The 21,737-nt window shown below is 72.9% G+C and carries 21 protein-coding genes; 13 read left to right on the top strand and 8 right to left on the bottom strand.

The features are described 5' to 3' along the window. Positions 1–6: 6 nt before the first annotated feature. Genes LNK82_RS23890 through LNK82_RS23870 form a run of 5 tightly spaced genes read right to left on the bottom strand, consistent with a single transcriptional unit; the run spans position 7 to position 6,697 of the window. The gene (locus LNK82_RS23890) at positions 7–1,767 is read right to left on the bottom strand and encodes an IucA/IucC family protein (protein WP_230569224.1); all 1,761 of its coding nucleotides are present in this window, start codon (positions 1,765–1,767) and stop codon (positions 7–9) included. Continuing rightward, the gene (locus tag LNK82_RS23885; RefSeq protein ID WP_230569223.1) at positions 1,760–3,043 is read right to left on the bottom strand and encodes a lysine N(6)-hydroxylase/L-ornithine N(5)-oxygenase family protein; all 1,284 of its coding nucleotides are present in this window, start codon (positions 3,041–3,043) and stop codon (positions 1,760–1,762) included. Before LNK82_RS23885 ends, LNK82_RS23890 begins: the two co-directional genes overlap by 8 nt. After that, the gene (locus LNK82_RS23880; RefSeq protein WP_230569222.1) at positions 3,040–3,618 is read right to left on the bottom strand and encodes a GNAT family N-acetyltransferase; all 579 of its coding nucleotides are present in this window, start codon (positions 3,616–3,618) and stop codon (positions 3,040–3,042) included. The genes LNK82_RS23885 and LNK82_RS23880 overlap by 4 nt, the downstream gene beginning before the upstream one ends. Beyond that, positions 3,615–5,318, bottom strand: coding sequence for an IucA/IucC family protein (locus LNK82_RS23875; RefSeq protein WP_230569221.1), 1,704 nt, complete (start codon positions 5,316–5,318; stop codon positions 3,615–3,617). The genes LNK82_RS23880 and LNK82_RS23875 overlap by 4 nt, the downstream gene beginning before the upstream one ends. Further along, the gene (locus LNK82_RS23870; protein ID WP_230569220.1) at positions 5,315–6,697 is read right to left on the bottom strand and encodes a pyridoxal phosphate-dependent decarboxylase family protein; all 1,383 of its coding nucleotides are present in this window, start codon (positions 6,695–6,697) and stop codon (positions 5,315–5,317) included. The genes LNK82_RS23875 and LNK82_RS23870 overlap by 4 nt, the downstream gene beginning before the upstream one ends. Before the next feature lie 268 nt (positions 6,698–6,965). On the opposite strand from LNK82_RS23870, the gene LNK82_RS23865 reads away from it, so the two are divergent. From LNK82_RS23865 to LNK82_RS23840, 6 genes are all read left to right on the top strand, one after another. Further along, positions 6,966–7,361 (top strand): DUF948 domain-containing protein, encoded by a 396-nt coding sequence (locus tag LNK82_RS23865; protein WP_053721663.1) that lies wholly within the window; start codon positions 6,966–6,968, stop codon positions 7,359–7,361. Continuing rightward, the gene (locus tag LNK82_RS23860; RefSeq protein ID WP_230569219.1) at positions 7,358–7,627 is read left to right on the top strand and encodes a hypothetical protein; all 270 of its coding nucleotides are present in this window, start codon (positions 7,358–7,360) and stop codon (positions 7,625–7,627) included. Before LNK82_RS23865 ends, LNK82_RS23860 begins: the two co-directional genes overlap by 4 nt. Before the next feature lie 81 nt (positions 7,628–7,708). Next, positions 7,709–10,381 carry an alanine--tRNA ligase gene (gene alaS, locus LNK82_RS23855; RefSeq protein WP_230569218.1) on the top strand — a complete coding sequence of 891 codons (2,673 nt, stop codon included), beginning with the start codon at positions 7,709–7,711 and terminating at the stop codon, positions 10,379–10,381. After that, entirely contained in the window at positions 10,368–10,880 is a 513-nt protein-coding gene (gene ruvX, locus LNK82_RS23850) for a Holliday junction resolvase RuvX (RefSeq protein ID WP_230569217.1), read from the top strand. The genes alaS and ruvX overlap by 14 nt, the downstream gene beginning before the upstream one ends. Then, a complete protein-coding gene (gene mltG / locus LNK82_RS23845; protein ID WP_230569216.1) occupies positions 10,877–12,097 on the top strand; it encodes an endolytic transglycosylase MltG in 1,221 nt (406 codons plus the stop codon). Before ruvX ends, mltG begins: the two co-directional genes overlap by 4 nt. After that, positions 12,094–12,945 carry a shikimate dehydrogenase gene (locus LNK82_RS23840; protein ID WP_230569306.1) on the top strand — a complete coding sequence of 284 codons (852 nt, stop codon included), beginning with the start codon at positions 12,094–12,096 and terminating at the stop codon, positions 12,943–12,945. The genes mltG and LNK82_RS23840 overlap by 4 nt, the downstream gene beginning before the upstream one ends. Before the next feature lie 160 nt (positions 12,946–13,105). On the opposite strand, the gene LNK82_RS23835 is transcribed toward LNK82_RS23840, so the two are convergent. The 3 genes from LNK82_RS23835 to LNK82_RS23825 are packed head-to-tail and all read right to left on the bottom strand — an operon-like array spanning position 13,106 to position 15,477. Next, positions 13,106–13,375 (bottom strand): HPr family phosphocarrier protein, encoded by a 270-nt coding sequence (locus tag LNK82_RS23835; protein WP_230569215.1) that lies wholly within the window; start codon positions 13,373–13,375, stop codon positions 13,106–13,108. Positions 13,376–13,405: 30 nt separating this feature from the next. Then, positions 13,406–14,710: a PTS transporter subunit EIIC gene (locus tag LNK82_RS23830; protein WP_230569214.1), complete on the bottom strand. Its 1,305-nt coding sequence runs from the start codon at positions 14,708–14,710 to the stop codon at positions 13,406–13,408. Then, positions 14,707–15,477 carry a GntR family transcriptional regulator gene (locus LNK82_RS23825; RefSeq protein WP_230569213.1) on the bottom strand — a complete coding sequence of 257 codons (771 nt, stop codon included), beginning with the start codon at positions 15,475–15,477 and terminating at the stop codon, positions 14,707–14,709. The genes LNK82_RS23830 and LNK82_RS23825 overlap by 4 nt, the downstream gene beginning before the upstream one ends. 166 nt (positions 15,478–15,643) lie before the next feature. Here LNK82_RS23825 and LNK82_RS23820 point away from each other — a divergent pair, with 166 nt between their 5' ends. The 7 genes from LNK82_RS23820 to aroB all read left to right on the top strand — a co-directional run bounded on the left by LNK82_RS23820 (position 15,644) and on the right by aroB (position 21,462). After that, a complete protein-coding gene (locus tag LNK82_RS23820; RefSeq protein ID WP_230569212.1) occupies positions 15,644–15,880 on the top strand; it encodes a PTS sugar transporter subunit IIB in 237 nt (78 codons plus the stop codon). Beyond that, the gene (locus LNK82_RS23815) at positions 15,877–16,329 is read left to right on the top strand and encodes a PTS sugar transporter subunit IIA (RefSeq protein ID WP_230569211.1); all 453 of its coding nucleotides are present in this window, start codon (positions 15,877–15,879) and stop codon (positions 16,327–16,329) included. The genes LNK82_RS23820 and LNK82_RS23815 overlap by 4 nt, the downstream gene beginning before the upstream one ends. A gap of 96 nt (positions 16,330–16,425) precedes the next feature. Further along, complete coding sequence (locus tag LNK82_RS23810) at positions 16,426–16,983, top strand: prepilin peptidase (RefSeq protein ID WP_230569210.1); 558 nt, start codon at positions 16,426–16,428, stop codon at positions 16,981–16,983. 609 nt (positions 16,984–17,592) lie between these two features. Next, positions 17,593–18,792: a chorismate synthase gene (gene aroC / locus LNK82_RS23805; RefSeq protein WP_230569209.1), complete on the top strand. Its 1,200-nt coding sequence runs from the start codon at positions 17,593–17,595 to the stop codon at positions 18,790–18,792. Next, positions 18,789–19,307, top strand: coding sequence for a shikimate kinase (locus LNK82_RS23800; RefSeq protein WP_230569208.1), 519 nt, complete (start codon positions 18,789–18,791; stop codon positions 19,305–19,307). Before aroC ends, LNK82_RS23800 begins: the two co-directional genes overlap by 4 nt. Then, positions 19,308–20,336, top strand: a complete 1,029-nt coding sequence (locus tag LNK82_RS23795) for a DNA glycosylase AlkZ-like family protein (RefSeq protein ID WP_230569207.1) — start codon at positions 19,308–19,310, stop codon at positions 20,334–20,336. Between the two features lie 19 nt (positions 20,337–20,355). Further along, positions 20,356–21,462, top strand: coding sequence for a 3-dehydroquinate synthase (aroB, locus tag LNK82_RS23790; protein ID WP_230569206.1), 1,107 nt, complete (start codon positions 20,356–20,358; stop codon positions 21,460–21,462). Positions 21,463–21,737: the final 275 nt, after the last annotated feature.

Here is a 21,737-nt window from a genome sequence, read left to right as displayed (position 1 = left end):
GAACCTTCACCAGCCGTCCGCCGGCGGGATCGGGACGGCGTCGTGCAGCGGGTTCGGCAGGGTGCCCGTCCTCGGGACCGGGGGGCGCGCGGTCAGGTCCTGGTAGCCCAGGGTGACGCGGTAGCCGTTGAGCGGGTAGCGGAGGAACTCCGGCGTGGTCAGGGAGCCGGAGTCCATCCGGCCGGCCAGGTCGGGGAAGCGGTCGCGGTAGGCGTCGACCTCGCCCCGCACCAGGCCCCAGAAGCGGTCCTCGGGCAGGGGGAACAGGGCCGACAGGGGGCGGAAGACGCCGACCAGCAGGGCGTCCACGATGTACTGGCGCAGGATCGGCCACGGCTTGCGCGGCAGCACGGGGTCGTGCGCGTCCGGTTCCAGGCCACGCGCCGGCACGCGGTCGACGGACACGTTCACGTCGTCCACCAGGTCGAGCAGCGCGACCCGCACCGGCACGTGGTCGCCGTCCGTGATCACCACGACGTTCTCGCCGTGCGGGTTGAACGTGACGCCGTACGTGTAGAGCACGTGCAGCAGCGGCCGGAGCAGGGCGCGCAGCAGCGCGGCGAACCACACCGCCGGGTCGGTGCCGCCGACGTACTCCAGCACCAGCGGCCGACCGGCGCGGTCCACGTGCAGCAGGGCCGCCAACGACCACGAACGCTCACCGGGCCGCAATGCCACCGGCGCGCGCCAGATGCACCCCATCGTCTCCAGCCACTGGTACGGGACGGCGCCCGCCCGTGACAGCCGGGGATGCCGGACGGTCACCGAAGCGACCTCGCCCAACAGTTCCGTGCCCCACTCGCCGATGAGCTTGTCGGCCGCCCACAGACCCGCGAGCCACTGCGTGACGACCGGCGCGGCGAGCGTGCAGTGCGGCGGGATGCCCCGGTACACCGACGTGTTCAGCACCCGCAGCGGCAGCTTGACCTGGTACCGCGTCGGCGAGTCCACGTTGGACATGGTGCGGATCGCCTGGGTCGGCAGGTACCAGTCCGGCGACTCGCCGAGCTCCACGATCCGGCCGGTGGCCAGCTCCGGCGCCCACAGCGTCCGCACGACGTGGTCGAGCTGCCACGGGTGCACGGGCAGCCACACGTAGGCCGCCGGGTCGACCCCCGCCTCCTGCAACGACTCGGTGAACCGCTCGACCGCCATCGGGTCGAGCTCCCGCGCCCGCACCACCTCCTCCGACAGCGACGACGTGCCGCGGAACTCCGCCAGCCCCCGGTGCACGGCCAGCCACGGCAGCCGCACGGGCGTGCGCGCCTCCGGGCTGTGCCGCGCCAGGTCGTCCGCGGAGAACCCGACCCGCCCCTTGTTCGCGATCAGCCACGGGTGCCCGGTCAGGTGCCCGTCGAGCTCCGCCTGCGGCAACGGCACCAGCTCCGCCACCGGCCACGCGGTCGACGCCAGCGCCACGTCGGCGGCCAGGGTCGCGGTCACCTCGGCCAGGAAACCGGCGGTCGTCGCCGGGTCGACCCGCAGGTGCCGGAACGCGTCCACCACGAACAGCTGCACGTCGTCGCACGGCTCCACCACGTCGTCGCCGAGGATCCCGGACGCCGCCCGGCGCACCGACCCCGGCCGCACCACCCACCCGCCGAACGCCGACCGCGTCGCCGAGAACGCGTAGACCGCGTCGTCGAACCGCAGCTCGTAGCCGGCCGGGTCGTCGGCTGGGGTCGGGGTCAGCAGCCCTTCGAAGCACAGCTCGCCGATCGCCTTCGCCAGCAACGCCGCCGAGCACTCGTGCCACAGATCAGTCAACGTCGTCTCCCGGTTGCCCCTCGTCGCTCGGGGCGCTGAAGCTGGTGTAGGCGGTGTGCTTCGGCAGCGGGTAGACCTCGCGCCCGGTCACCGCGTTGACGATGGTCGCGTTGCGCACCGCCCCGATGCCGAGGTCGGGCGCGGCCACGCCGTGGCTGTGCAGGTCGGCGTTCGCCACGAACACCCGGCCGGTCACGGACGGGTCCAGCGCGATCGAGTGGTCCAGCGCCACGACGTAGCGGCCCTGCGGATCGCGCCGCACGAACGGCTCCAACGGCTCCAGGAACGGCGTCGGGGCCTGCGCGTACCCGGTGGCGGCCACGACGACGTCGGTGCGGTGCCGGAACGTCCGCCCGGTGTCCCGGTGCGCGCACTCCAGCACCACCTCCGAACCGGAGACCGACGACGACACCACCGTCACACCCGGCCGCAGCTCGACCGGCGCGAGCCCGTGCTCCCACTCCCGCCGGTACAGCAGGTCGTGCAGCTCCTCCAGCGTCTCCGCCGAGATCGCCCGGTAGTGCCGCCAGTGCTCGGCGCGCAACGCGTCCCGCCGGTCCTGCGGCAACGAGTGGAAGTGCCGCACGTACGACGGCGTGGTCATCTCCAGCACCAGCTTGGTGTAGTCCAGCGGCGCGAACACCGGCGTGCGGGTCAGCCACGCCACCGCCGGCCCGCCGTCCAGGTTGCGCCGCACCAGGTCCAGCACGATCTCCGCGCCGGACTGACCGGACCCCACCACGGTCACCCGCTCGGCGGACGGCGGCCGGTGCAGGTAGTCCGCGCTGTGCACCAGCCGATCACCGAGCCCGGCCAGCGCGGGCGGCACCGACGGCGTGGTGCCCACCCCGAGCACCAGGTGCCGCGCGTCCACCGAGAACCCCGGCCCCGACACGGCGAACCGGCCGTCCTCCCACCGCACGGACGTCACGGCGTGCGAGAACCGCACCGGCAGCCGCGACGCCGCCCACCTCAGGTAGTCCTCGTACTCGCGCCGGGTCGGGTGGAACCTCTCCCGCACGTAGAACGGGTACAGCCGGTCCGCGTCACGCAGGTAGGCCAGGAACGACAGGGGGTGCGTCGGGTCGACCAACGTCACCAGGTCGGCCAGGAAGCTCACCTGCAGCACCGCGTCGCCGAACATCATCCCGCTGTGCCAGCGCAGTTCCGGCCGAGCCTCCAGCACCACCACGTCCAGGTCGTCCACAGTGGACGCCAACGCGGCCAGCCCCAGGTTGAACGGGCCGCACCCGATCGCCACCACGTCGGCGTTCATCGCGTGCGCACCATCAGCAGGGCCACTTTGTCCGGCAACAACACCTCGCCCACCGGCGCGAACCCGCCCGCGGTGAACGACGCGATCGCCCGCCGGTTGCGCACGTCCGGCTCCAGCAGCACCCGCGTGCACCGCGGGTCGGCGTCGAACAGCGCCGCCGTCACCTCCGGCAGCAGCTTGCGCACCAGCCCCTGGTCGGTCATCGCCAGCTCGCCGACGGCGACGTGCAGCCCGAGGTCGTGCGGCCGGGCCTGGTAGACCTGCGCGACCACGTCCCGCGCCGCCCGGTACACCTCCAGGTAGATCACCGGGTCCTCGCCCCGGCTCACCAGCACCGGCAACGAGTGCCGCCCGGACAGCTGCGTCCGCAGCTCCTGCTCCCACCGCTCGCGCGGCCACGCCTGGTGCCAGAACGCGACCACGTGCGGCGCCTGCATCCAGCGGTGCACCAGGTCGAGGTCGCGGGTGTCCGGGTCGACCGCGCGGGCCCGCCAGCCGCCCGAGAGCACCGGCAGCGGGGGACCGGGCACGGCCGACAGGTCGTCGGTCGGCCGGTAGGCGTCGAGGTGGCTCACCGGGCGCACCTGCCCTCCCGCAACGGGTTGGGCGCGTCGAAGTACACCGACTGCGCGTCCAGCGGCGCGAGCACCTCGTCGATGCCCTCCAGCCTGGTCAGCAGGTTCGCCTTGCACGGCAGCACGTCCGCCTCCAGCCACCGCCGGGCCAGCCGGTCGCCGTCCGGGCCCGCCTCCGCCAGCGCGGGCAGCGCCGCCTCCAGCCGTGCCGCCATCACGCCGAGCAGGTCGCGTTCGTCGGCCAGCCCCTCCACCCCGAGGCAGCCGATCACCGCCAACGCCTGGTTGCGCAGCAGGTAGTAGGTGAGCCGGTCGTCCACGACCGCGTCGTCCACCACGGCCAGCGTCGACTCCTCGACGCCCAGCCGCTCCAGCACCCGCGGCAGGTGCGAGGACGCCAGGTAGTAGCCCTGGTTGTCGCGGTACCGCCCGCCGACCACCCGGCCCGCCGGGTCCAGCCGCACCAGCGTGTTCTGCTGGTGCGCCTCCAGCCCGATGCCGGTCTCCGCGTACAGGCGCAGCATCGGCACCAGCACGCGGTCGGTGTAGTCGGCGACCCACTCGGCCGCGTTCAGCCGCAGCACCAGCTCGCCCAGCAGGGACCGCCCGATGCCCGGCCGCGGCGCGACCATCCCGGCCAGGCACCGCGAGTCGCCGAGGTCGTGCGGCACCTCGCGCACGGCCACGTCCAGCCCGGTGACGTCGCCGCCCTCGTCCACCGCGAGCCACGACGGGTCGCGCACGACGCTGAACTCCGGGTGCGCCTTCTCCGTGCCGGCCGCGTAGCCGGACTCCAGCAGCAGGTGCACCTCCGAGCCGCGGCGCAGCTCGGTGGAGGTCGACTCGCGCCGCGAGTTCGTGATCCGCAGGCCGAGCGACAGCTTCAGCATCACCGGCGCGCCGGTCCGGTACACCGTGCGCAGGCTGGAGGTCGGCGACCACGCGGGCCCGAACTCGCCCAGCGGCTCCAGCAGCCCGCGCGAGATCAACGACGCGATCCGCGGCCTGCTCAGCAGGTCGTGCGCCTGCCACGGGTGCGCCGGCACCAGCACCCGGCCCGGCTCGGGGGTGCGCCCGGCCAACGCCGACATCAGCGTCAGCGCGTCCGGACCGGCCACGGAGCCGTGCGACACGACCTCCCGCGCCGCCGAGAACCAGAACAGCGGGAACGACCCGCGCAGCTCCGGCGCGTACCGGGCGTTGTCGGCGTCGGACAGGCCGTCCCGGCTCTTGGGCGCGGGGTGGTGCAGGTGCCCGAGCATCAGCCGCTGCTCGGCGTCCAGGAACCGGTCCGCGGGCCCCACCGGCTCACGCCGCCGGTAGGCCACGAACTCCGCCACCCGGCGCACCGACTCGGCCGTGCGCTCCACCAGGTCGGCCGTGTGATTGCCGGCTGCGCCGGTGACTCCGTCAGCGGTCGTCCGGTTTCCGGCTCCGCCGGAGGCCAGCTCCGCGCCGACCAACGCCGCCGCCACCACCGGATCCGCGGCTCTGCCGGCCAACGTCACGGGCCCGAACCGGTGCCGCCCGGTGGGGGACCAGTACCGCACGTCCGCCTCCAAGGGCACCCCGAGCACCTCGATGCGCACCTGGTCCGTCACCGGCACGTTCCGCTCCCGCACCCAACAGCGCAACAACGCCTCCAGGTGCGCGTGCTCGGCGGTCGACCGCGGGTCGCCCTCAAGCGGATCGGGTGTCATGCAGCTCCTTCCAGCAGTCGTTCGGCCGCGGAACCGGCCTCGCGGACCAGGGTCAGCAGCGCGACCAGGTCCGCCTCCCGGGCGTTCGGGTTGAGCAGGGTCAGCTTCAGGCACGTCACCTTGTCCACCTCGGTGCGGCCGATCAGCGCCGCGCCGGCCCGCAGCAACGCCCGCCGCAGCCGCGCGTTCACCTCGTCGGCCAGCGCCTCGTCGGCCGGCCGGTACCGGAACACCACCGTGGTCAACGTCGCGCCGCCGACCAGCTCGAACGACGGGTCGGCGGCGATCAGCGCGGCGGCGTGCCCGGCCAGCTCGTGGCACCGGTCCACCAGCGCGCCCAGCCCGGCCCGGCCCAGCGCGAGCAGCGTCGCGGCCACCTTCACCGCGTCCGGCCGGCGCGTGGTCTGCAACGACCGGCCCAGCGCGCCGTCGTAGCCCTCGGCCCGGTCGTCCTCCGGGTTCAGGTAGGCCACCGAGCGCTCCAGCGGCCCGAACAACGCCGCCGAACGCACCAGCAGCACGCTCGCCGCGGCGGGCTGCCAGCCGATCTTGTGCAGGTCCGCGGTCACCGAGTCGGCCAACGCCAGCCCGTCCACCAGCCCGGCCAGCTTCGCCGAGAACAGCGCGCCGAAGCCGTAGGCGGCGTCCACGTGCAGCCACGCGCCGTGCTCGCGGGCGATCCCCGCCAGCTCCGGCAACGGGTCCACCGAACCGAAGTCCGTGGTGCCCGCGGTCGCCACGACGGCCACCGGCGTGCCGCCCGCGCGCAGCATCGCCGCCAGCGCGTCCGGCCGCATCCGCCGGCGCGAGTCCACCGGCACCGTGCGCACCGCGTCCTCGCCGAGACCCAGCGCCGCGCACGCCCGCGCCACCGAGAAGTGCGCGAGCTCCGAGCAGAACACCGCCGGGTCGGGCAGCCCGGCCACCCCGTCGGCCCGCACGTCCAGGCCGAGCCGGGCCGCCGCCGCGTCCCGGGCCAGCAGCAGCGCGGTCAGGTTCGACAGCGTGCCGCCGGGGGTGAACACGCCGTCCGCGTCGGCGTCGAACCCGGCCAACCGGGCGAGGGCCGCGACGACCCACCGCTCCACGGCGATGGCGGCCGGACCGGAGTCGTAGGTGTCCAGGGAGGCGTTGCCCGCGCCGGCCAGCGCGTCCGCCGTGACGGCGACGGCCAGCGGCGGCGGTTGGAGGTGGGCGGCGGCGAACGGGCTGGTCAGGTCGATGCCACCCTCCGCCAGCACGGTCGTGACTCGGGCCAGCGCGGCGTCCGCGCCGATGCCGTGCTCGGGCACCTCGCCGAGCACCCGGCGGGCCCTGGCCAGCACGTCGGCGGGCCGGCCCGGCGGGATCGGTCGTCCGGAGGGACTGACGGCGAACACGGCACCTCCGACGATCGACTAAGGTTAGGCTTACCTCATCTACTCGGGTGGTGTGTGTCAAGCCCCTCGGTGACCATGCGTGGTGTGACGATCACTCGCGACACCACGCTAGCCGCCGCGATGACGATCGAATCGACGCCAAATGGGGGGTCTTGCGGCGGCGTCCCACCACGTGGCACAGCCGTGCGCCGATGTCGTTCGGAGGCCCCGACGCGGTCGCGGTAACCTTGGCCACCACCTTGAGCCGTGCAATCCACCAGGAGGATCCGTGTCGCCAGGGCAGATCGCCGCGCTGGTCGCCGCCGGCGCGTTCGTGCTGCTTGTGCTCCTGCTGGCGATCCCGTTGATCAAGCTCGGCCGGACGCTGGACGAGGCCACGATCGCCATCCGCAAGGCGCACCAGAACAGCGACCCGATCTTCACCGGCGCGAACACGACGATCACGCACGTGAACACCCAGCTGGAGCGGGTGGACGGGATCACCGCCAACGCCCGCGCGGTCACCGGCAACGTCTCCGCGCTCACCTCGCTGTTCACCGCCACGCTGGGCGGGCCGCTGGTCAAGGCCGCCGCGCTGTCCTACGGCGTGAGCAAGGCCATCCGCGCCCGCCGCGCGGCCAAGGAGGCTCCCAGCAAGCACACTCGACGCAGGGGCAGGCGATGAGGCGGCTGTTCTGGTTCGGGCTCGGCATCGCCGCCGGCGTGTTCGCGGCCCGCAAGGCGGGTCAGGCCGCGCACGCCGCCACGCCCGCGGGCATCGGCGAGAACGTCGGCCAGGGCCTGCGCGAGCTGGCGGGCGCCCTCGGCTCGTTCGGCGCCGAGGTGCGCGCCGGAATGTCGGAGCGCGAACAGGAGTTGCAAGACACCGTGGAACGTCAGACGGGCTTCACGCCGGGTCGGCGAGCGCGTGGGGCGAACGACGCCGGGTAGGTCGTTCGTTCGCCTCGCCGCGCCCGTGCCCGATCGTCGGCTCGGCCGACGTGACTTCCACACTCCCGAAGGACAAGACCCGTGCAGACCCACGAGATCATCAAGCGCTTCCGCGAGCACTTCGAGAACGCCGGCCACAAGTACGTGCCCAGCGCCTCGCTCCTGCTCGACGACCCGAACCTGCTCTTCGTCAACGCCGGCATGGTGCCGTTCAAGCCGTACTTCCTCGGCGAGGCCCCGCCGCTCGCCCCGCGCATGACCAGCATCCAGAAGTGCGTGCGCACGCCGGACATCGACGAGGTCGGCAAGACCACCCGGCACAACACGTTCTTCCAGATGGCCGGCAACTTCTCCTTCGGCGACTACTTCAAGGAAGACGCCATCCGGCTGGCCTGGGACCTCGTCACCAAGCCGCGGGCCGACGGGGGCTACGGCCTGGACCCCGAGCGCATCTGGGTGACCGTCTACCTGGACGACGACGAGGCCGCCGACCTGTGGCAGAAGGTCGCCGGGCTGCCGCCCGAGCGCATCCAGCGCCGCGACGTCGAGGACAACTACTGGTCGATGGGCGTGCCCGGCCCGTGCGGCCCGTGCTCGGAGATCTACTACGACCGCGGCCCCGCCTTCGGGCAGGAGGGCGGCCCGGTCGTCGACGAGGACCGGTACCTGGAGATCTGGAACCTGGTCTTCATGCAGAACGTCCGCGGCGAGGGCGGCGCCAAGAAGGACTACCCGATCCTGGGCGAGCTGCCGGACAAGAACATCGACACCGGCATGGGCGTCGAGCGCGTCGCCATGCTGCTGCAGGACGTCGACAACGTCTACGAGACCGACCTCGTCCGCACGGTGATCACCAAGGCCGAGCAGCTCTCCGGCCGGGAGTACGGCGCCAACCAGACCGACGACGTGCGCTTCCGCGTCATCGCCGACCACGCCCGCAGCGGCGTGCTGCTGGTCGGAGACGGCGTGACGCCCGGCAACGAGGCCCGCGGCTACGTGCTGCGCCGCCTGCTGCGCCGCATCGTCCGCTCCGCCCGCCTGCTCGGCGTGACCGAGCCCGTGCTGGTGCGGTTCGCCGAGGTCGTGCGCGACGCCATGGGCCCGTCCTACCCGGAGCTGGTGTCCGGCTTCGCCCGCATCGAGCAGGTGCTCAAGGCCGAGGAGGACACGTTCCTGCGCACGCTGGACGCCGGGTCGCGGATCTTCGAGAACGCCGCCGCCGAGGTCAAGTCCGACGGCCGCGCCACGCTGCCCGGTGACAAGGCCTTCCAGCTGCACGACACCTACGGCTTCCCGCTCGACCTCACCCTGGAGATGGCCGCCGAGGCCGGCCTGACCGTGGACGAGGACGGGTTCCGCAAGCTGATGGCCGAGCAGCGGGCCCGCGCCAAGGCCGACGCCGCCGGCAAGAAGACCGGGCACGGCGACCAGACCGTGTACCGGGAGCTGCTGGAGCTCGGCGCCACCGAGTTCACCGGCTACACCGAGCTGGCCAGCGAGGCCACCCTGCGCGGCATCGTCAGCGGCGGCAAGCGGGTCAAGTCGGCTCGTGAGGGCGACATCGTCGAGGTCGTGCTCGACCGCACCCCGCTGTACGCCGAGTCCGGCGGCCAGGAGAGCGACGCCGGCACGATCGTCACCGCCAACGCCGAGCTGGAGGTCGTCGACGTCCAGAAGGTGGCCCGCAAGCTGTGGGTGCACCAGGTGCGCGTGGTCAGCGGCGAGGTCGCCGAGGGCGAGCACGTCGAGGCCCGCGTCGACCCGGAGTGGCGTGTGGGCGCCCGCCAGGGCCACTCGGGCACGCACGTCGTGCACGCCGCCCTGCGCCAGGTGCTCGGCCCGTCGGCCCTGCAGAGCGGCTCGTACAACAAGCCGGGCTACCTGCGGCTGGACTTCGCCTGGACCGGCGGCCTGTCCGAGGAGGCCCGCAGCGAGATCGAAGAGGTCTCCAACCTGGCCGTCCGCAAGGACCTCCCGGTGAAGGTCGTCTACACCGACATGGGTGGCGCCCAGGAGATGGGCGCCGTGGCCCTGTTCGGCGAGACCTACGACGAGACCGTGCGCGTGGTCGAGATCGGCGGGCCGTGGTCGCGCGAGCTGTGCGGTGGCACGCACGTCGAGCACTCGTCCCAGATCGGCCCCATCACGGTGATCGGCGAGTCGTCCGTCGGGTCCGGCGTGCGCCGCCTGGAGGCCTACGTCGGCATCGAGGCCTTCAAGTACCTGGCCCAGGAGCGGGCCCTGGTGCAGAACGTCGCCACCATGCTGAAGGTGCCCGACGCCGAGGTGCCCGCCCGGGTCGAGGCCCTGGTGGAGCGGCTGCGGGTGGCCGAGAAGGAGCTGGAGAAGGTCAAGGCCGCCCAGCTCGTGGCCAACGCCGGCTCCCTGGCCGAGCAGGCCCTGGACGTGCGCGGCGTGTCCGTGGTGGCCCTCCAGCTGCCGGAGGGCACGTCGGGCGCCGACGTGCGGACCATCGCCGGCGAGGTGCGCAACCGGCTCGGAGACAAGCCGGGCGTGGTCGGCCTGTTCGCCCCGGACGGCGACAAGGTCAGCTTCGTGGTCGCCACCACGTCCGCCGCCCGTGACCTGGGGCTGGCCGCCGGCAAGCTGGTGCCGGCCTTCGCCCCGGCCGTCGGCGGACGAGGCGGCGGCAAGCCGGACCTCGCCCAGGGCGGCGGCACGAACCCGGGCGGTGTCGGCGACGCCATCACCGCCCTGCGCACCGAGGTGGACCGCGCCGTTGAGCAGCGCTGACCGCCCCGCCGGCGACGATCCCGGCCTCGGTCGGAGGCTGGGCGTCGACGTCGGCGCGGTGCGCGTCGGGGTGGCGTTGAGCGATCCGGGCGCGTTCCTCGCGACGCCGCTGGTCACCTTGGCGCGTGACGTGAAGACCGGCCGGGACCTGCGCGACCTGGCCGGTCTGGTCGCCGAGCACGACGTGGTGGAGGTCGTCGTCGGCCTGCCGCGCACGCTGGCGGGCAGGCACGGGCCGGCGGCGGAGGCCGCGGCGGCGTACGCTGCGGCGTTGGCCGAGCGAGTCGCACCGGTTCCGGTGCGGCTCACCGATGAGCGGCTGACCACCGTCACGGCGAGCCGGGTGCTCGCCGAACGCGGGGTGCGAGGCAAGAAGCAACGCGCCGTCGTCGACCAGGCTGCCGCGGTCGAGATCCTGCAGTCCTGGCTGGACGCACGGGCGCGACAAGTGGCTCGATCCGATGCGGAGCGGGCCCCCGGAGCTAAGGACGGCTCGTGAACGACGACCTCGGGTTGTTCACCGATCCAGAGACCCGCCACGACGAGCGGGCGGCGCGCGGCAGGAGCGACGCCGCGGCCCGTCGGGCCAAGCGCAGGCGCAAGCGGACGATCCTGTGGGTCGTCGTGGCGCTGGTGCTGACCGGCGGCGGTGTGGGCGCGTACTACGGGTACCGCACGTTGAGCGGGATCGGCTCGTACGACGACTTCGCGGGCGCGGGCGAGGCGGACGTGGTGGTCGAGGTCAAGGACGGCGACCTCGTCACCACCATCGCGACCACGCTCAAGGAGCAGGGCGTGGTGGCCAGCGCGCGCGCGTTCACCGAGGCGGGCGCGAACGACTCGCGGGTCACCGCGATCCAGCCCGGGTTCTACCTGATGAAGACCAAGATGTCCGGCCAGGCCGCAGTGGCGCGGATGGTGGACGAGGCGGCCAAGATCGTGCCGCTGGAGGTCAAGGGCGGCAACGTGCTGCACGACCTCACCGCGCAGGACGGCAGCATCACCAAGGGCATCCTCTCGAGGCTGTCCGACGCCTCGTGCGTGGAGCTCGACGGCGTCAAGCAGTGCGTGCCGGTCGACCAGCTGCGCGACGCGGCGGAGAACGCCGACCCGGCCGCCCTCGGCATCCCCGAGTGGGCGCTGCCCGACGTCGCCGCGGCGCCGAAGGAGAACCGGCTCGAAGGGCTCATCGCGCCGGGCCTGTACCACGTCAAGCCGGGCGCGAGCGCGGCCGAGCTGCTCAAGGGCGTGATCGCCACCTCCCTGGGCCGGTTGCAGGGCTACGGCATCCCCAGCGGCTCGGGCAAGACGGGTTTCCGCCCGTACGAGGTGCTGGTCATCGCCTCCCTGATCGAGAAGGAAGGCGTGACCAAGGACTTCGGCAAGATCTCGCGGGTCGTCTACAGCAGGCTCGCGCTGCCGCAGAAGCTGGAGCTGGACTCGACGGTCAACTACAAGCTGGACCGGCCGCACATCACCACCAGCGACGCGGACCGCGAGAAGTCCGGTCCGTACAACACCTACAAGGTGCACGGGTTGCCGCCGACGCCGATCGGCTCGCCGGGCCGTGAGGCGATCACCGCCGCGATCACGCCCGAGGCCGGGCCGTGGATGTACTTCGTGAAGTGCCAGAAGGACGGCACGTCGTGCTTCACGAACACCTACGACGAGCACCGGTCGGTGTCGGACAAGGCCCGCGCGGAAGGCGTCTTCTGACCGTGGCCCAGGCTCGCCGCGCGGCGGTCATCGGCTCGCCGGTGGCCCACTCGTTGTCACCGGTGCTGCACAACGCGGCGTTCACGGCCCTGGGCCTGGCCGACTGGGCGTACACGCGCGTCGAGTGCGTGGCCGACGAGGTGTCGGCCCTGGTCACGGGCCTGGACTCGACGTGGGTGGGCTTGTCGGTGACCATGCCGAACAAGCGCGCCGCGCTGGCCGTCGCCACGGCCGCGACGTCGCGGGCCGTCCAGGTGGGCGCCGCGAACACCCTGGTGCCGGTCGACGGCGGGTGGCGTGCGGACAACACCGACGTGGACGGCGTCCTCGGCGCGCTGCGCGCGTCGTGCGGCTTCACGTCCGGCTCGCGCGCGGTGCTGCTGGGCGCGGGCGGCACGGCCACCGCGGCCCTGGTGGCGCTGGCGTCCGTGGGTGTCCGCGCGGTCACGCTGGTGGTCCGTTCGGTGAGCCGTGCGGCGGAGGCGGAGTCGTGCGCGTCCCGCCTCGGCCTGGCCCTGGACGTCGTGACCTGGGACGCCGCCGACTTCGCCGCCCTGGCGTCGGCCTCGGACGTCCTGATCAGCACGGTGCCGCCGGACGCCACCGAGCCGATCGCGGGGGCGTTGGCCGAGGCGCCGTGCGTCCTGGACGTCATCTACCACCCCTGGCCCACCCCGCTGGCCCACGCCGTGGAGAAGCGGGGCCGCACCCTCGCCACCGGCCTGGACATGCTCCTGCACCAGGCCTTCGGCCAGTCGGAGCAGTTCACCGGCCACCCTGCCCCGCGCGAGGCGATGCGCACCGCCCTCCGCACCGCCACCGACAACCTCCTCCCGCTCCCCCTCTAACCCCCGCTCGTCCGCGAGAGTCCTACGTTCGCGTCGCGTGAGTCCTACGTTCAGAACGCGCGTGTCCTACGTTCAGGACCCCCGAATTCAACGCTCAGAACGCGCTGGGCCCTGCTCGCGCGAGGGTGCGAGCAGGGCCCAGCCGGTCGTGCCGAGGGGATCAGCCCTCGTCGAGGTCGGTGGCGATGATCTCCGCGATCGCCTCCAGCGCGGCGTCCGCGCCCTCGCCGTCCGCGGTCAGGACGACCTCGTCGCCGTGCATCGCGCCGAGCGTCATCAGGCCCAGCACGCTCGCCGCCTCGACCGGTTGGCCGTCGTCCTTGCGGATGGTGACCGTCACCGGTTGCCCGGCCGCCGCCTTCGCCAGCAGTGCGGCAGGGCGCGCGTGCAGTCCGACCTTGCTCGCCACGGTGACCCGTCGCTCAGGCATGACCCGTCCTCTCGTTCCTTCGACTCGCCGTCAGGACGCGGTGGCGTCCGACCGGCCTTCCTTGTCGCCCTTGGCGGCCGTGGCGGTCTTGTCGCCCTCGACCACGCTCGCGTCGGCTTCCGGGTCCTCGTCCTCGCTCCGGCCCGGTGTCCTCAGGTTCCACTTGGTGATGACGAAGCGGAACAGGAAGTAGTAGATGGCCGCGTAGATCACGCCCAGCACGAGGATCAGCAGGGGCTTGGTCGAGATGTTGAAGTTGAGGGCGTAGTCGATGGCGCCCGCGGAGAACCCGAACCCGCTGTGGATGTCCAACGCGTTGCTGATCGCCAGGGACGTGCCGGTGAGCACGGCGTGGATCACGTACAGCGGCCACGCCACGAACATGAACGCGAACTCGAGCGGTTCGGTCACACCCGTGATGAACGAGGTCAGCGCCGCCGAGCCCATGATGCCCGCGATGACCTTCTTCTGCGCCGGCCGTGCGGTGTGCACGATGGCCAGCGCCGCCGCCGGCAGCGCGAACATGAAGATCGGGAAGAAGCCGGTCATGAACGTGCCCGCGGACGGGTCGCCCGCGAAGAACCGCTGGATGTCGCCGGTCTTGCCCTCGTACTCGCCGAAGACCTGCCACATGAACGTGTTCGGGATGTGGTGCAGGCCCAGCGGGAGCAGCAGGCGGTTGATGGTGCCGTAGATGCCCGCGCCGATGATCGTGCTGTTGGAGATCGCCTCGCCGACCGAGGTCAGGCCCGCGTCGAACCACGGGTAGATCAGGCCCATGACGACCGCGACCGGGATCATCACGCCCGCGACCAGGATCGGCACGAACCGCCGGCCGCCGAAGAAGGCCAGGTAGGCGGGCAGCTTGATGCGGTGGTACTTCTGCCACAGCACGGCGGTGATCAAGCCGACCACGATGCCGGTCAGCACCGAGTAGTTGATCAGCTCCTGCTTGGCGTCCGCCGCCGCGTCCTCCGGCAGCGGCAGCACGAGCGGCGACATCGCCTTGAAGACCGCCTCGGTCACCACGAAGCCGACCACGGCGGCCAGCGCGGTGGAACCGTCGCCGCGCCTGGCGAAGCCGATGGCCACACCGACGGCGAACAGCAGCGGCAGGTTGGCGAACAGGGCGTTGCCCGCCCCGCCGATGACGCCGGCCACGGCGTTCCAGCCCAGCCAGTCCTTGCCGAGGATGTCGTCCTGGCCGAGTCGTAGCAGGAGCGCGGCTACGGGCAGCGCGGCGATCGGCAGCATGAGGCTGCGGCCGAATCGCTGCAGCCCGGCCAGGCCCTTGATCTCACGACCGCCGGTCGCCTGTGGGGCGCTGGCGCTCATGGGGTACCTCCTTTGGCGGAGTGGTGCGGGCCGGATTCCGGGTCGGTCCGGTCCAGTTGCATGGTCACCTGGTAGAGATCGCCCCGGTACCAGGACGTCATGTCCTCGACGGGTCTGCCTCGTGAGCTCGAGACCCGGCGGAAGACGAGGAGCGGGCTGCCCGGCCGGACGGCCAGCAGCTTCGCGGTCTCGGGGTCGGCGCCCTCGGCCCACACGGTCTGGCCCGCGTGGTCGAGTTGGACGCCGTACGTGTCGGCGATGAGGGTGTAGAGCGAGGCGGTGAGGTCGTGCTGGTCGAGGTCCGGCACGACCCGCGGGTTGTACCAGCCCCGTTCGACGGCCAGCGGCACGCCGTCCGCCCGGCGCAGGCGGACGAGCCGGCACGCCGGTTCGTGCGGCAGCAGGCCGAGCGCGGCGGTCGCCTCGGGCGGCGGCGCCTCCTCGGCGCAGGCCAGGACCTCCGTCGCGGGGGTCAGGCCGCGCCTGCGCATGTCGTCGGTGAACGACTCCAGGTACAACTGGACGTCCATGCGCCGCCGGGCGGTGAACGTGCCCCGGCCCTTCGCCCTGGTCAGCAGGCCCTCGGCGACGAGCTGGCCCACGGCGGCGCGTACTGTGATGCGGGACACACCGTACTGCTCGGCGAGGTCGCGCTCGGACGGGATCGGCGAGCCCGGCGAGAGCTCCTGCTCGGCCATGCGCCGCAGGATGTCGCGCAGCTGGGCGTGCTTGGGCTTGGGTCCGTCGACGATCTCGTTGCGGCTCATGACACCTCCCCGGCGCTCGCGTCGCCATCCGGGCATTGGTACTTTCCGGTCTAGACCAGTTGGTGCGGGGAGGATGCTCCGCGCGCCAACCGGGTGTCAACCGCCGTTACGGGACCGTGCCCGAGCGGTGGCACCCTCAGGGCAGGTGTCGAGAGAGGACTTCGAAGTGGCGGACGACAAGGCGGCCGGGATTCTCGCCGCGCTCGGCGGCGCGGACAACATCGTGGAGATCGAGCCGTGCATCACGCGCCTGCGCTGTGAGCTGGAAGACGGTTCCCTGGTGGACGAGAAGGCTTTGAAGGGCCTGGGCGCGCACGGCGTGATGCGTTCGGGCAACGTCGTGCAGGTGGTCGTCGGGCCCGAGGCCGACACGATCGCCAGCGACATCGAGGACCTGCTGTGACGTTGCGCGTGACGAGCCCGGTCGCCGGGCGCGTGGTGCCGTTGGCCGAGGTGCCGGACCCGGTGTTCGCGCAGGCCATGGTGGGTCCCGGGGTGGCGGTCGAGCCGGAGCGGGTGCGTGCCGACGTGGTGTCCCCGGTGGACGGGACCGTCGTGACGCTGCACCCCCACGCGTTCGTCGTGGCCACTTCGGAGGGTGCGGCGGTGTTGGTGCACCTCGGGATCGACACGGTGAAGCGCAAGGGCGAGGGCTTCACGGTGCACGTGGTCAAGGGCGAGGCGGTGCGGGCGGGGCAGCCCGTGGTGACGTGGGACCCGGCCGAGGTGGAGGCGGCGGGTTTCGCGCCGATCTGCCCGGTGATCGCGCTGGACGCGGCCCCCGAGGTGTTGCTGGACCAGGCCGGTGGTCCGGTGGCGGCGGGTGACGCGTTGTTCTCCTGGCAGCGCTGATCGGCGGTCCACGGCTGACGGACGAGTGCGGGTGAATGGACCATTCACCCGCACTTCTCGTTGCACCCCCGCCATCCCCGGGACCACCCTGAACCCATGGTCATCTCGGGATTCCTGGCCGGCGCCGCGGGCGCCGGGTTGCTGCGCCGCCTCCCGCGCGGGGCGCACGTCGGTCTGCTGTGGTGCGCTGTGCCGACGGCGGTGTTGTGGTTCGTCGCCTGGGCCTTGGCACCACCGTACTGGCTGCCCGTGCCGCTCTTGCTGGGGTGGCTCGGCGTGCTGCTGACCGTGACCGACCTGCGCCACCGCCGCCTGCCGGACGCGTTGACGCTGCCCGCGTACCCGGCGATCGGCATCACGCTGTGGCTGTGCGGCGCGGACCTGTGGCGGGCGCTGGCGGGCTGCCTGCTGTTCGGCGGCTTCCACCTGCTTGTTCGCCTGCTGGCACCTTCGGCGATGGGCGGGGGAGACGTGAAGCTGGCGGGCTCGCTGGGCGCCGTGCTGGCCTCGGTGTCATGGCTCGCTCTGCCAGTCGGTGCACTGCTGGCCAGCGCGTTCACCCTCGCTTTGGGCCTGAGATGGCCCAGCGACAGCCTTCCCCACGGCCCCGGCCTCTTGGCGGCAACGTGGTTGGTCGCACTCTTCCCCGGCTGACGACACCACCTTCTACCAACGCCACCACAGCCCGACCGTGCTCACTAACGCCGCGCTCACGAACGACGCGCTCACTCACGAACGCCGCGCTCACCGAGCCGCAGGGGCCGACCAAGAAACCGAACTCGCTGCACTCCGGGATGCGGGCCGACCCGCCCCACTCGCGACCCACCCCACCCGCGCCGACCCACCCCGCCCGCGCCGACCCAGCCTGCCCGCCGACCTCAGCCCAGCCCGACCGCCGACCCAGCCCGACCACCTGCTGACCGGCGGCGTGGTGGTCAACGCTTTCGCCTCACCGGGCACTCCGCCCACCGACTGACCGCCGCACCGGCACCGCTTCACCGGCGTGGGAGCTGGCCGTTGTGCTTGACAGGCTCGCCGAGCCGACCGACCGAGCCGACCGACCGAGCCGACCTGACTGACTGAACCTGGTCGACTCGACCTGAGCGACTCGTCTGGGCTGTCGTTCGACACCGAGGCGGACGCGTGGACCGGAGCGCTGCGGGCCACGGTGGCGACCGGCTGGGCCGTCCACCTGGCGGGACCGCGGAGACCTGCGCTGACCTGCGCCCAGGCTCCTGCCGCCGCTGTGGAAGGATTCGCGGCGTGCTGCGCTGGATCACCGCTGGGGAGTCCCATGGACCGGCCCTCGTCGCCGTGCTGGAAGGCATGGTCGCCGGGGTCGAGGTCACCACTGCCGACCTGACCGCTCAACTGGAGCGCCGCCGCCTCGGCTTCGGCCGGAGCCCGCGCATGGGCTTCGAGGCGGACGAGGTCGAGATCCTCGGCGGTGTCCGCCACGGCCTCACGCAGGGCGGCCCGGTCGCGGTCCGGATCGGGAACACCGAGTGGCCCAAGTGGCAGAAGGTGATGTCCGCCGACCCGGTCGACCCGTCCGAGCTCAAGCCGACCGGCCGCAACGAGGCGCTGACCAGGCCACGCCCCGGCCACGCCGACCTGCCCGGCATGCAGAAGTTCGGCTTCGACGAGGCCCGCCCCGTGCTGGAACGCGCCAGCGCCCGGGAGACCGCCGCCCGCACCGCCCTCGGCACGGTCGCCCGCCACTTCCTCAAGCAGGTCTTCGACGCGGACGTGATCAGCCACGTCGTCTCCATCGGCAAGGCGAAGACCCCGGCCGACGCGCCCGTGCCCGGCCCGGACGACCTGGCCGCCGTCGACGCGAGCCCTGTCCGTGCCTTCGACCCGCGGGGCACCGAGGCGATGGTCGCCGAGGTCGAGGCGGTGAAGGAGGCGGGCGACACGGTCGGCGGCGTGATCGAGGTCATCGTCTACGGCCTGCCGCCGGGCCTCGGCTCGCACGTCCACTGGGACCGGCGCCTCGACGCGCGGCTGGCCGGCGCGCTGATGGGCGTGCAGGCGATGAAGGGCGTGGAGATCGGCGACGGTTTCACCACGGCCGAGCGCTGGGGCAGCGAGGCGCACGACGAGATCGACCGCGGCCCGGGACCGAAGGGCGTCACGCGGCGCTCCAACCGGGCGGGCGGGCTGGAGGGCGGCATCACCAACGGCGAGCCGCTGCGCGTCCGCGTCGCCATGAAGCCGATCTCGACGGTGCCCCGCGCGCTGTCCACCGTGGACGTCCGAACCGGAGAACCCGCCGTGGCGATCCACCAGCGCTCGGACGTGTGCGCGGTGCCGCGCGCGGGCGTGGTGCTGGAGTCCGTGGTGGCGCTCGTGCTGGCCGAGACGGCGCTGGAGAAGTTCGGCGGCGACTCGATCGCCGAGACCAAGCGCAACGTCGCCTCCTACCTGGAGGCGTTGGAAGCCCGCTGGGAGGGTCTGTGAGCCCCCGCTTCGTCGTCCTCGGCCCACCCGGAGCCGGGAAGACGACGGTCGGCCTGCTCCTCGCCGAACGCCTCGGCCTCGCCTTCCGCGACACCGACGACGACATCGTCGCCACCGCCGGCAAGCCGATCTCCGACATCTTCACCGACGACGGCGAGCCCGCGTTCCGCGCGATGGAGGAAGAAGCCGTCGCCGAGGGGCTGAAGACCCACGACGGCGTGCTGGCGCTGGGCGGCGGCGCGGTGCTGTCCGCGACCACCCGCGGCCGGCTCGCCGGGCACACCGTCGTCTTCCTGAACGTCGGCATGGCCGAGGGCGTCCGGCGCACCGGCATGTCCAGCGCCCGCCCGCTGCTCGCGGGCGTGAACCCGCGCGCGACCTTCAAGTCCCTGCTGGACGCGCGCCTGCCGCTGTACCGGGAAGTCGCCACGATCGAGGTGACCACCGACGACCTCACCCCTGAGCAGGTGGTCGACGCGGTGCTCCGCCCGACGGAGCCGGCGCAAGGGACCTGAGTGGACCTGACCGGGGCGCAGGTCCTCGCGCACCGCGCCGCGGTGCAGGGCCTGCACGGCGACGACCCCGAGGCGGTGCTGCCCCTGGGCGTGGTGGACAGCCCGCCCAAGACGGGCGCGGCGGCGCTGGGCGTGCGAGGTCGCCGCGAACCCACCGACGACCTGGTCCGCGTGCTGAGCCTGCGCGGCGCGCCGCACCTGCACCGCCGCGAGGACCTGCCCGCGCTGCGCCGCCAACTCCGACCGCGGACCCCGCGGCAGCTGGCGGCGTGGTGCGGCGCGCACCCGACGCCCGACCTGGAGCACGTCGACCTGGTCGTCGACCTCCTGCACCGCGAGTTCCCCGGCGAGACGGCCACCAAGGGCGAGCTGTCCGCGGCGATCAGCCCGCTGCTGCCCGCCGTCGTGACCCCGCACTGCCCGACCTGCCGGGTCGACCACGTCATCGAGAACGTGTTCCGCCTCGGCACGCTCCTCGCGGGCATCGAGCTGGACCACCTCGGCAAGCAGCTCGTCTTCCGCCGGCCAACCGTGAAACCCGATGTCGAAGAGCCAGGTGAGCCGACCCTGCTGCGCGACTACGCGCGGCTCGTCGGCCCGTTCGCCAAGGCCGACGCCGAGAAGTGGCTCGGCGCCGGCCCGCAGGACCGCTGGCCCGACCTGCGCCCGCTCCGGGTCGACGGCACGCGGCTGCTGGCGCACGAGGACGTCGCCGAAGCGCCCGACCCGCCCGCCGGCCTGCTGCTGTTCCCGCGCGACCCCTACCTGCTCGGCCCGCGTCACCTGGTCGCCGACCCGGACGTGGCCAAGCGGGTCTGGCGGCCCGTGGGCAGCCCCGGCGCGCTCGTGCTGCACGGTCGGGTGGCGGGCGCGTGGCGGCACGAGTTCCGCGGCCGCACGGTGACGTTCCAGGTCACCGGCTGGCCGGAGGTCAGGGGCACGGCGCGGCGTGCGATCAAGGACCAGGCCGAGGTGCTCGCCGGGGTGTGGGGCGGGAACGCGCTGGGAGCGGACGTGGTCGAATGGTGACCCGACGAGGGGAGTGGTGATGGGCGAGCCGGTGCGGATCCGCGTGGCCGCGGAACGACCGTACGACGTGGTGGTGGGCCGCGGCCTGCTCGGCGACCTGGTCGAGACTTTGAAGGGCACGGCGCGGGCGGCGATCGTCCACACGCCGACGCTGGCCGAGACCGCCGAGGCGGTGCGCGGCGAGCTGGAGGCCGCCGGGATCGACGCGCACCGCGTCGAGGTCCCCGACGCCGAGGACGGCAAGGACCTGCGGGTCGCCGGGTACTGCTGGGACGTGTTCGGCCGCATCGGCCTCGGCCGCACGGACGTCGTGGTCAGCCTCGGCGGCGGCGCGGTGACCGACCTGGCCGGGTTCGTCGCCTCCACCTGGATGCGCGGCGTGAAGCTGGTCCACGTGCCGACCACGTTGCTGGCCATGGTGGACGCCGCGGTCGGCGGCAAGACCGGCATCAACACCGACGCCGGCAAGAACCTCGTCGGCACGTTCTACGAGCCGGACGCCGTCCTGGTCGACCTGACCACGCTGGAGACGTTGCCCCGCAACGAACTCGTCGCCGGCATGGCCGAGGTGGTCAAGGGCGGTTTCATCGCCGACCCGGTGATCCTCGACCTGATCGAGGCCGACCCGGAGGCCGCGCTCGACCCGTCCGGCGACGTGATCGAGGAGCTGGTCCGCCGCAAGATCCAGGTCAAGGCCGACGTCGTCTCGACCGACCTGCGCGAATCGGACCTGCGCGAGATCCTGAACTACGGCCACACCCTCGCGCACGCCATCGAACGCCGCGAGCGCTACCGCTGGCGGCACGGCGCGGCGGTCAGCGTCGGCCTGGTGTTCGCCGCCGAACTGGCCCGCCTGGCGGGCAGGCTGGACGACGCCACCGCCGACCGCCACCGCTCGATCCTCACCTCGCTCGGCCTGCCGACCGGCTACGACCCGGACGCGCTCGGCCAGCTCCTGGAGGGCATGCGGTCGGACAAGAAGACCCGCTCGGGCGTGCTGCGGTTCGTGGTGCTCGACGGCCTGGCCAAGCCCGGTCGGCTGGAGGGACCGGACCCGGCGCTCATCGCGGCGGCCTACTCCGCGGTCGCGGCCGAGCCGAAGTCGGGCGGCAGCATCCTGCTCTGAGCCTGCCCAGCGGCGGCCTCTGACCCGCCCAGCTGACCCCCAGCGCCCAGCCTTCGACCTGCCTAGCCATCCGCGTCGCGCCGACGCACGCAACCGCGCGGCCGACGCACGCTGCCGCGCGTCAGGCCCACGCACACCCCGCGTCACCGCTGGGCGGGATCACAAGCGCACACCCCGCGTCAGCCGCGCACCAGCCGCCAGCCGCCGCAGACCCCGGAGGACCAAGCCGACGCGGACACCCCGAGCCAAGCCCGTCGCGGACCAAGCCCGCCGCA

The sequence above is a fragment of the Saccharothrix luteola genome (assembly GCF_020859565.1).
Classification (GTDB): Bacteria; Actinomycetota; Actinomycetes; order Mycobacteriales; family Pseudonocardiaceae; genus Actinosynnema; species Actinosynnema luteola.
The sequence above is the reverse complement of the archived record's forward strand: the minus strand, read 5'-3'. Positions and strand labels throughout refer to the sequence as shown.

What these genes read in the sequence shown, in the direction of transcription:
- aroB (WP_230569206.1), top strand. Translation starts at nt 20,356, where the DNA reads ATGGGCGAGCCGGTGCGGATCCGCGTGGCCGCGGAACGACCGTACGAC.
- LNK82_RS23825 (WP_230569213.1), bottom strand. Translation starts at nt 15,477, where the DNA reads ATGAGCCGCAACGAGATCGTCGACGGACCCAAGCCCAAGCACGCCCAG.
- LNK82_RS23860 (WP_230569219.1), top strand. Translation starts at nt 7,358, where the DNA reads ATGAGGCGGCTGTTCTGGTTCGGGCTCGGCATCGCCGCCGGCGTGTTC.
- LNK82_RS23835 (WP_230569215.1), bottom strand. Translation starts at nt 13,375, where the DNA reads ATGCCTGAGCGACGGGTCACCGTGGCGAGCAAGGTCGGACTGCACGCG.
- LNK82_RS23830 (WP_230569214.1), bottom strand. Translation starts at nt 14,710, where the DNA reads ATGAGCGCCAGCGCCCCACAGGCGACCGGCGGTCGTGAGATCAAGGGC.
- LNK82_RS23810 (WP_230569210.1), top strand. Translation starts at nt 16,426, where the DNA reads ATGGTCATCTCGGGATTCCTGGCCGGCGCCGCGGGCGCCGGGTTGCTG.
- LNK82_RS23885 (WP_230569223.1), bottom strand. Translation starts at nt 3,043, where the DNA reads ATGAACGCCGACGTGGTGGCGATCGGGTGCGGCCCGTTCAACCTGGGG.
- LNK82_RS23875 (WP_230569221.1), bottom strand. Translation starts at nt 5,318, where the DNA reads ATGACACCCGATCCGCTTGAGGGCGACCCGCGGTCGACCGCCGAGCAC.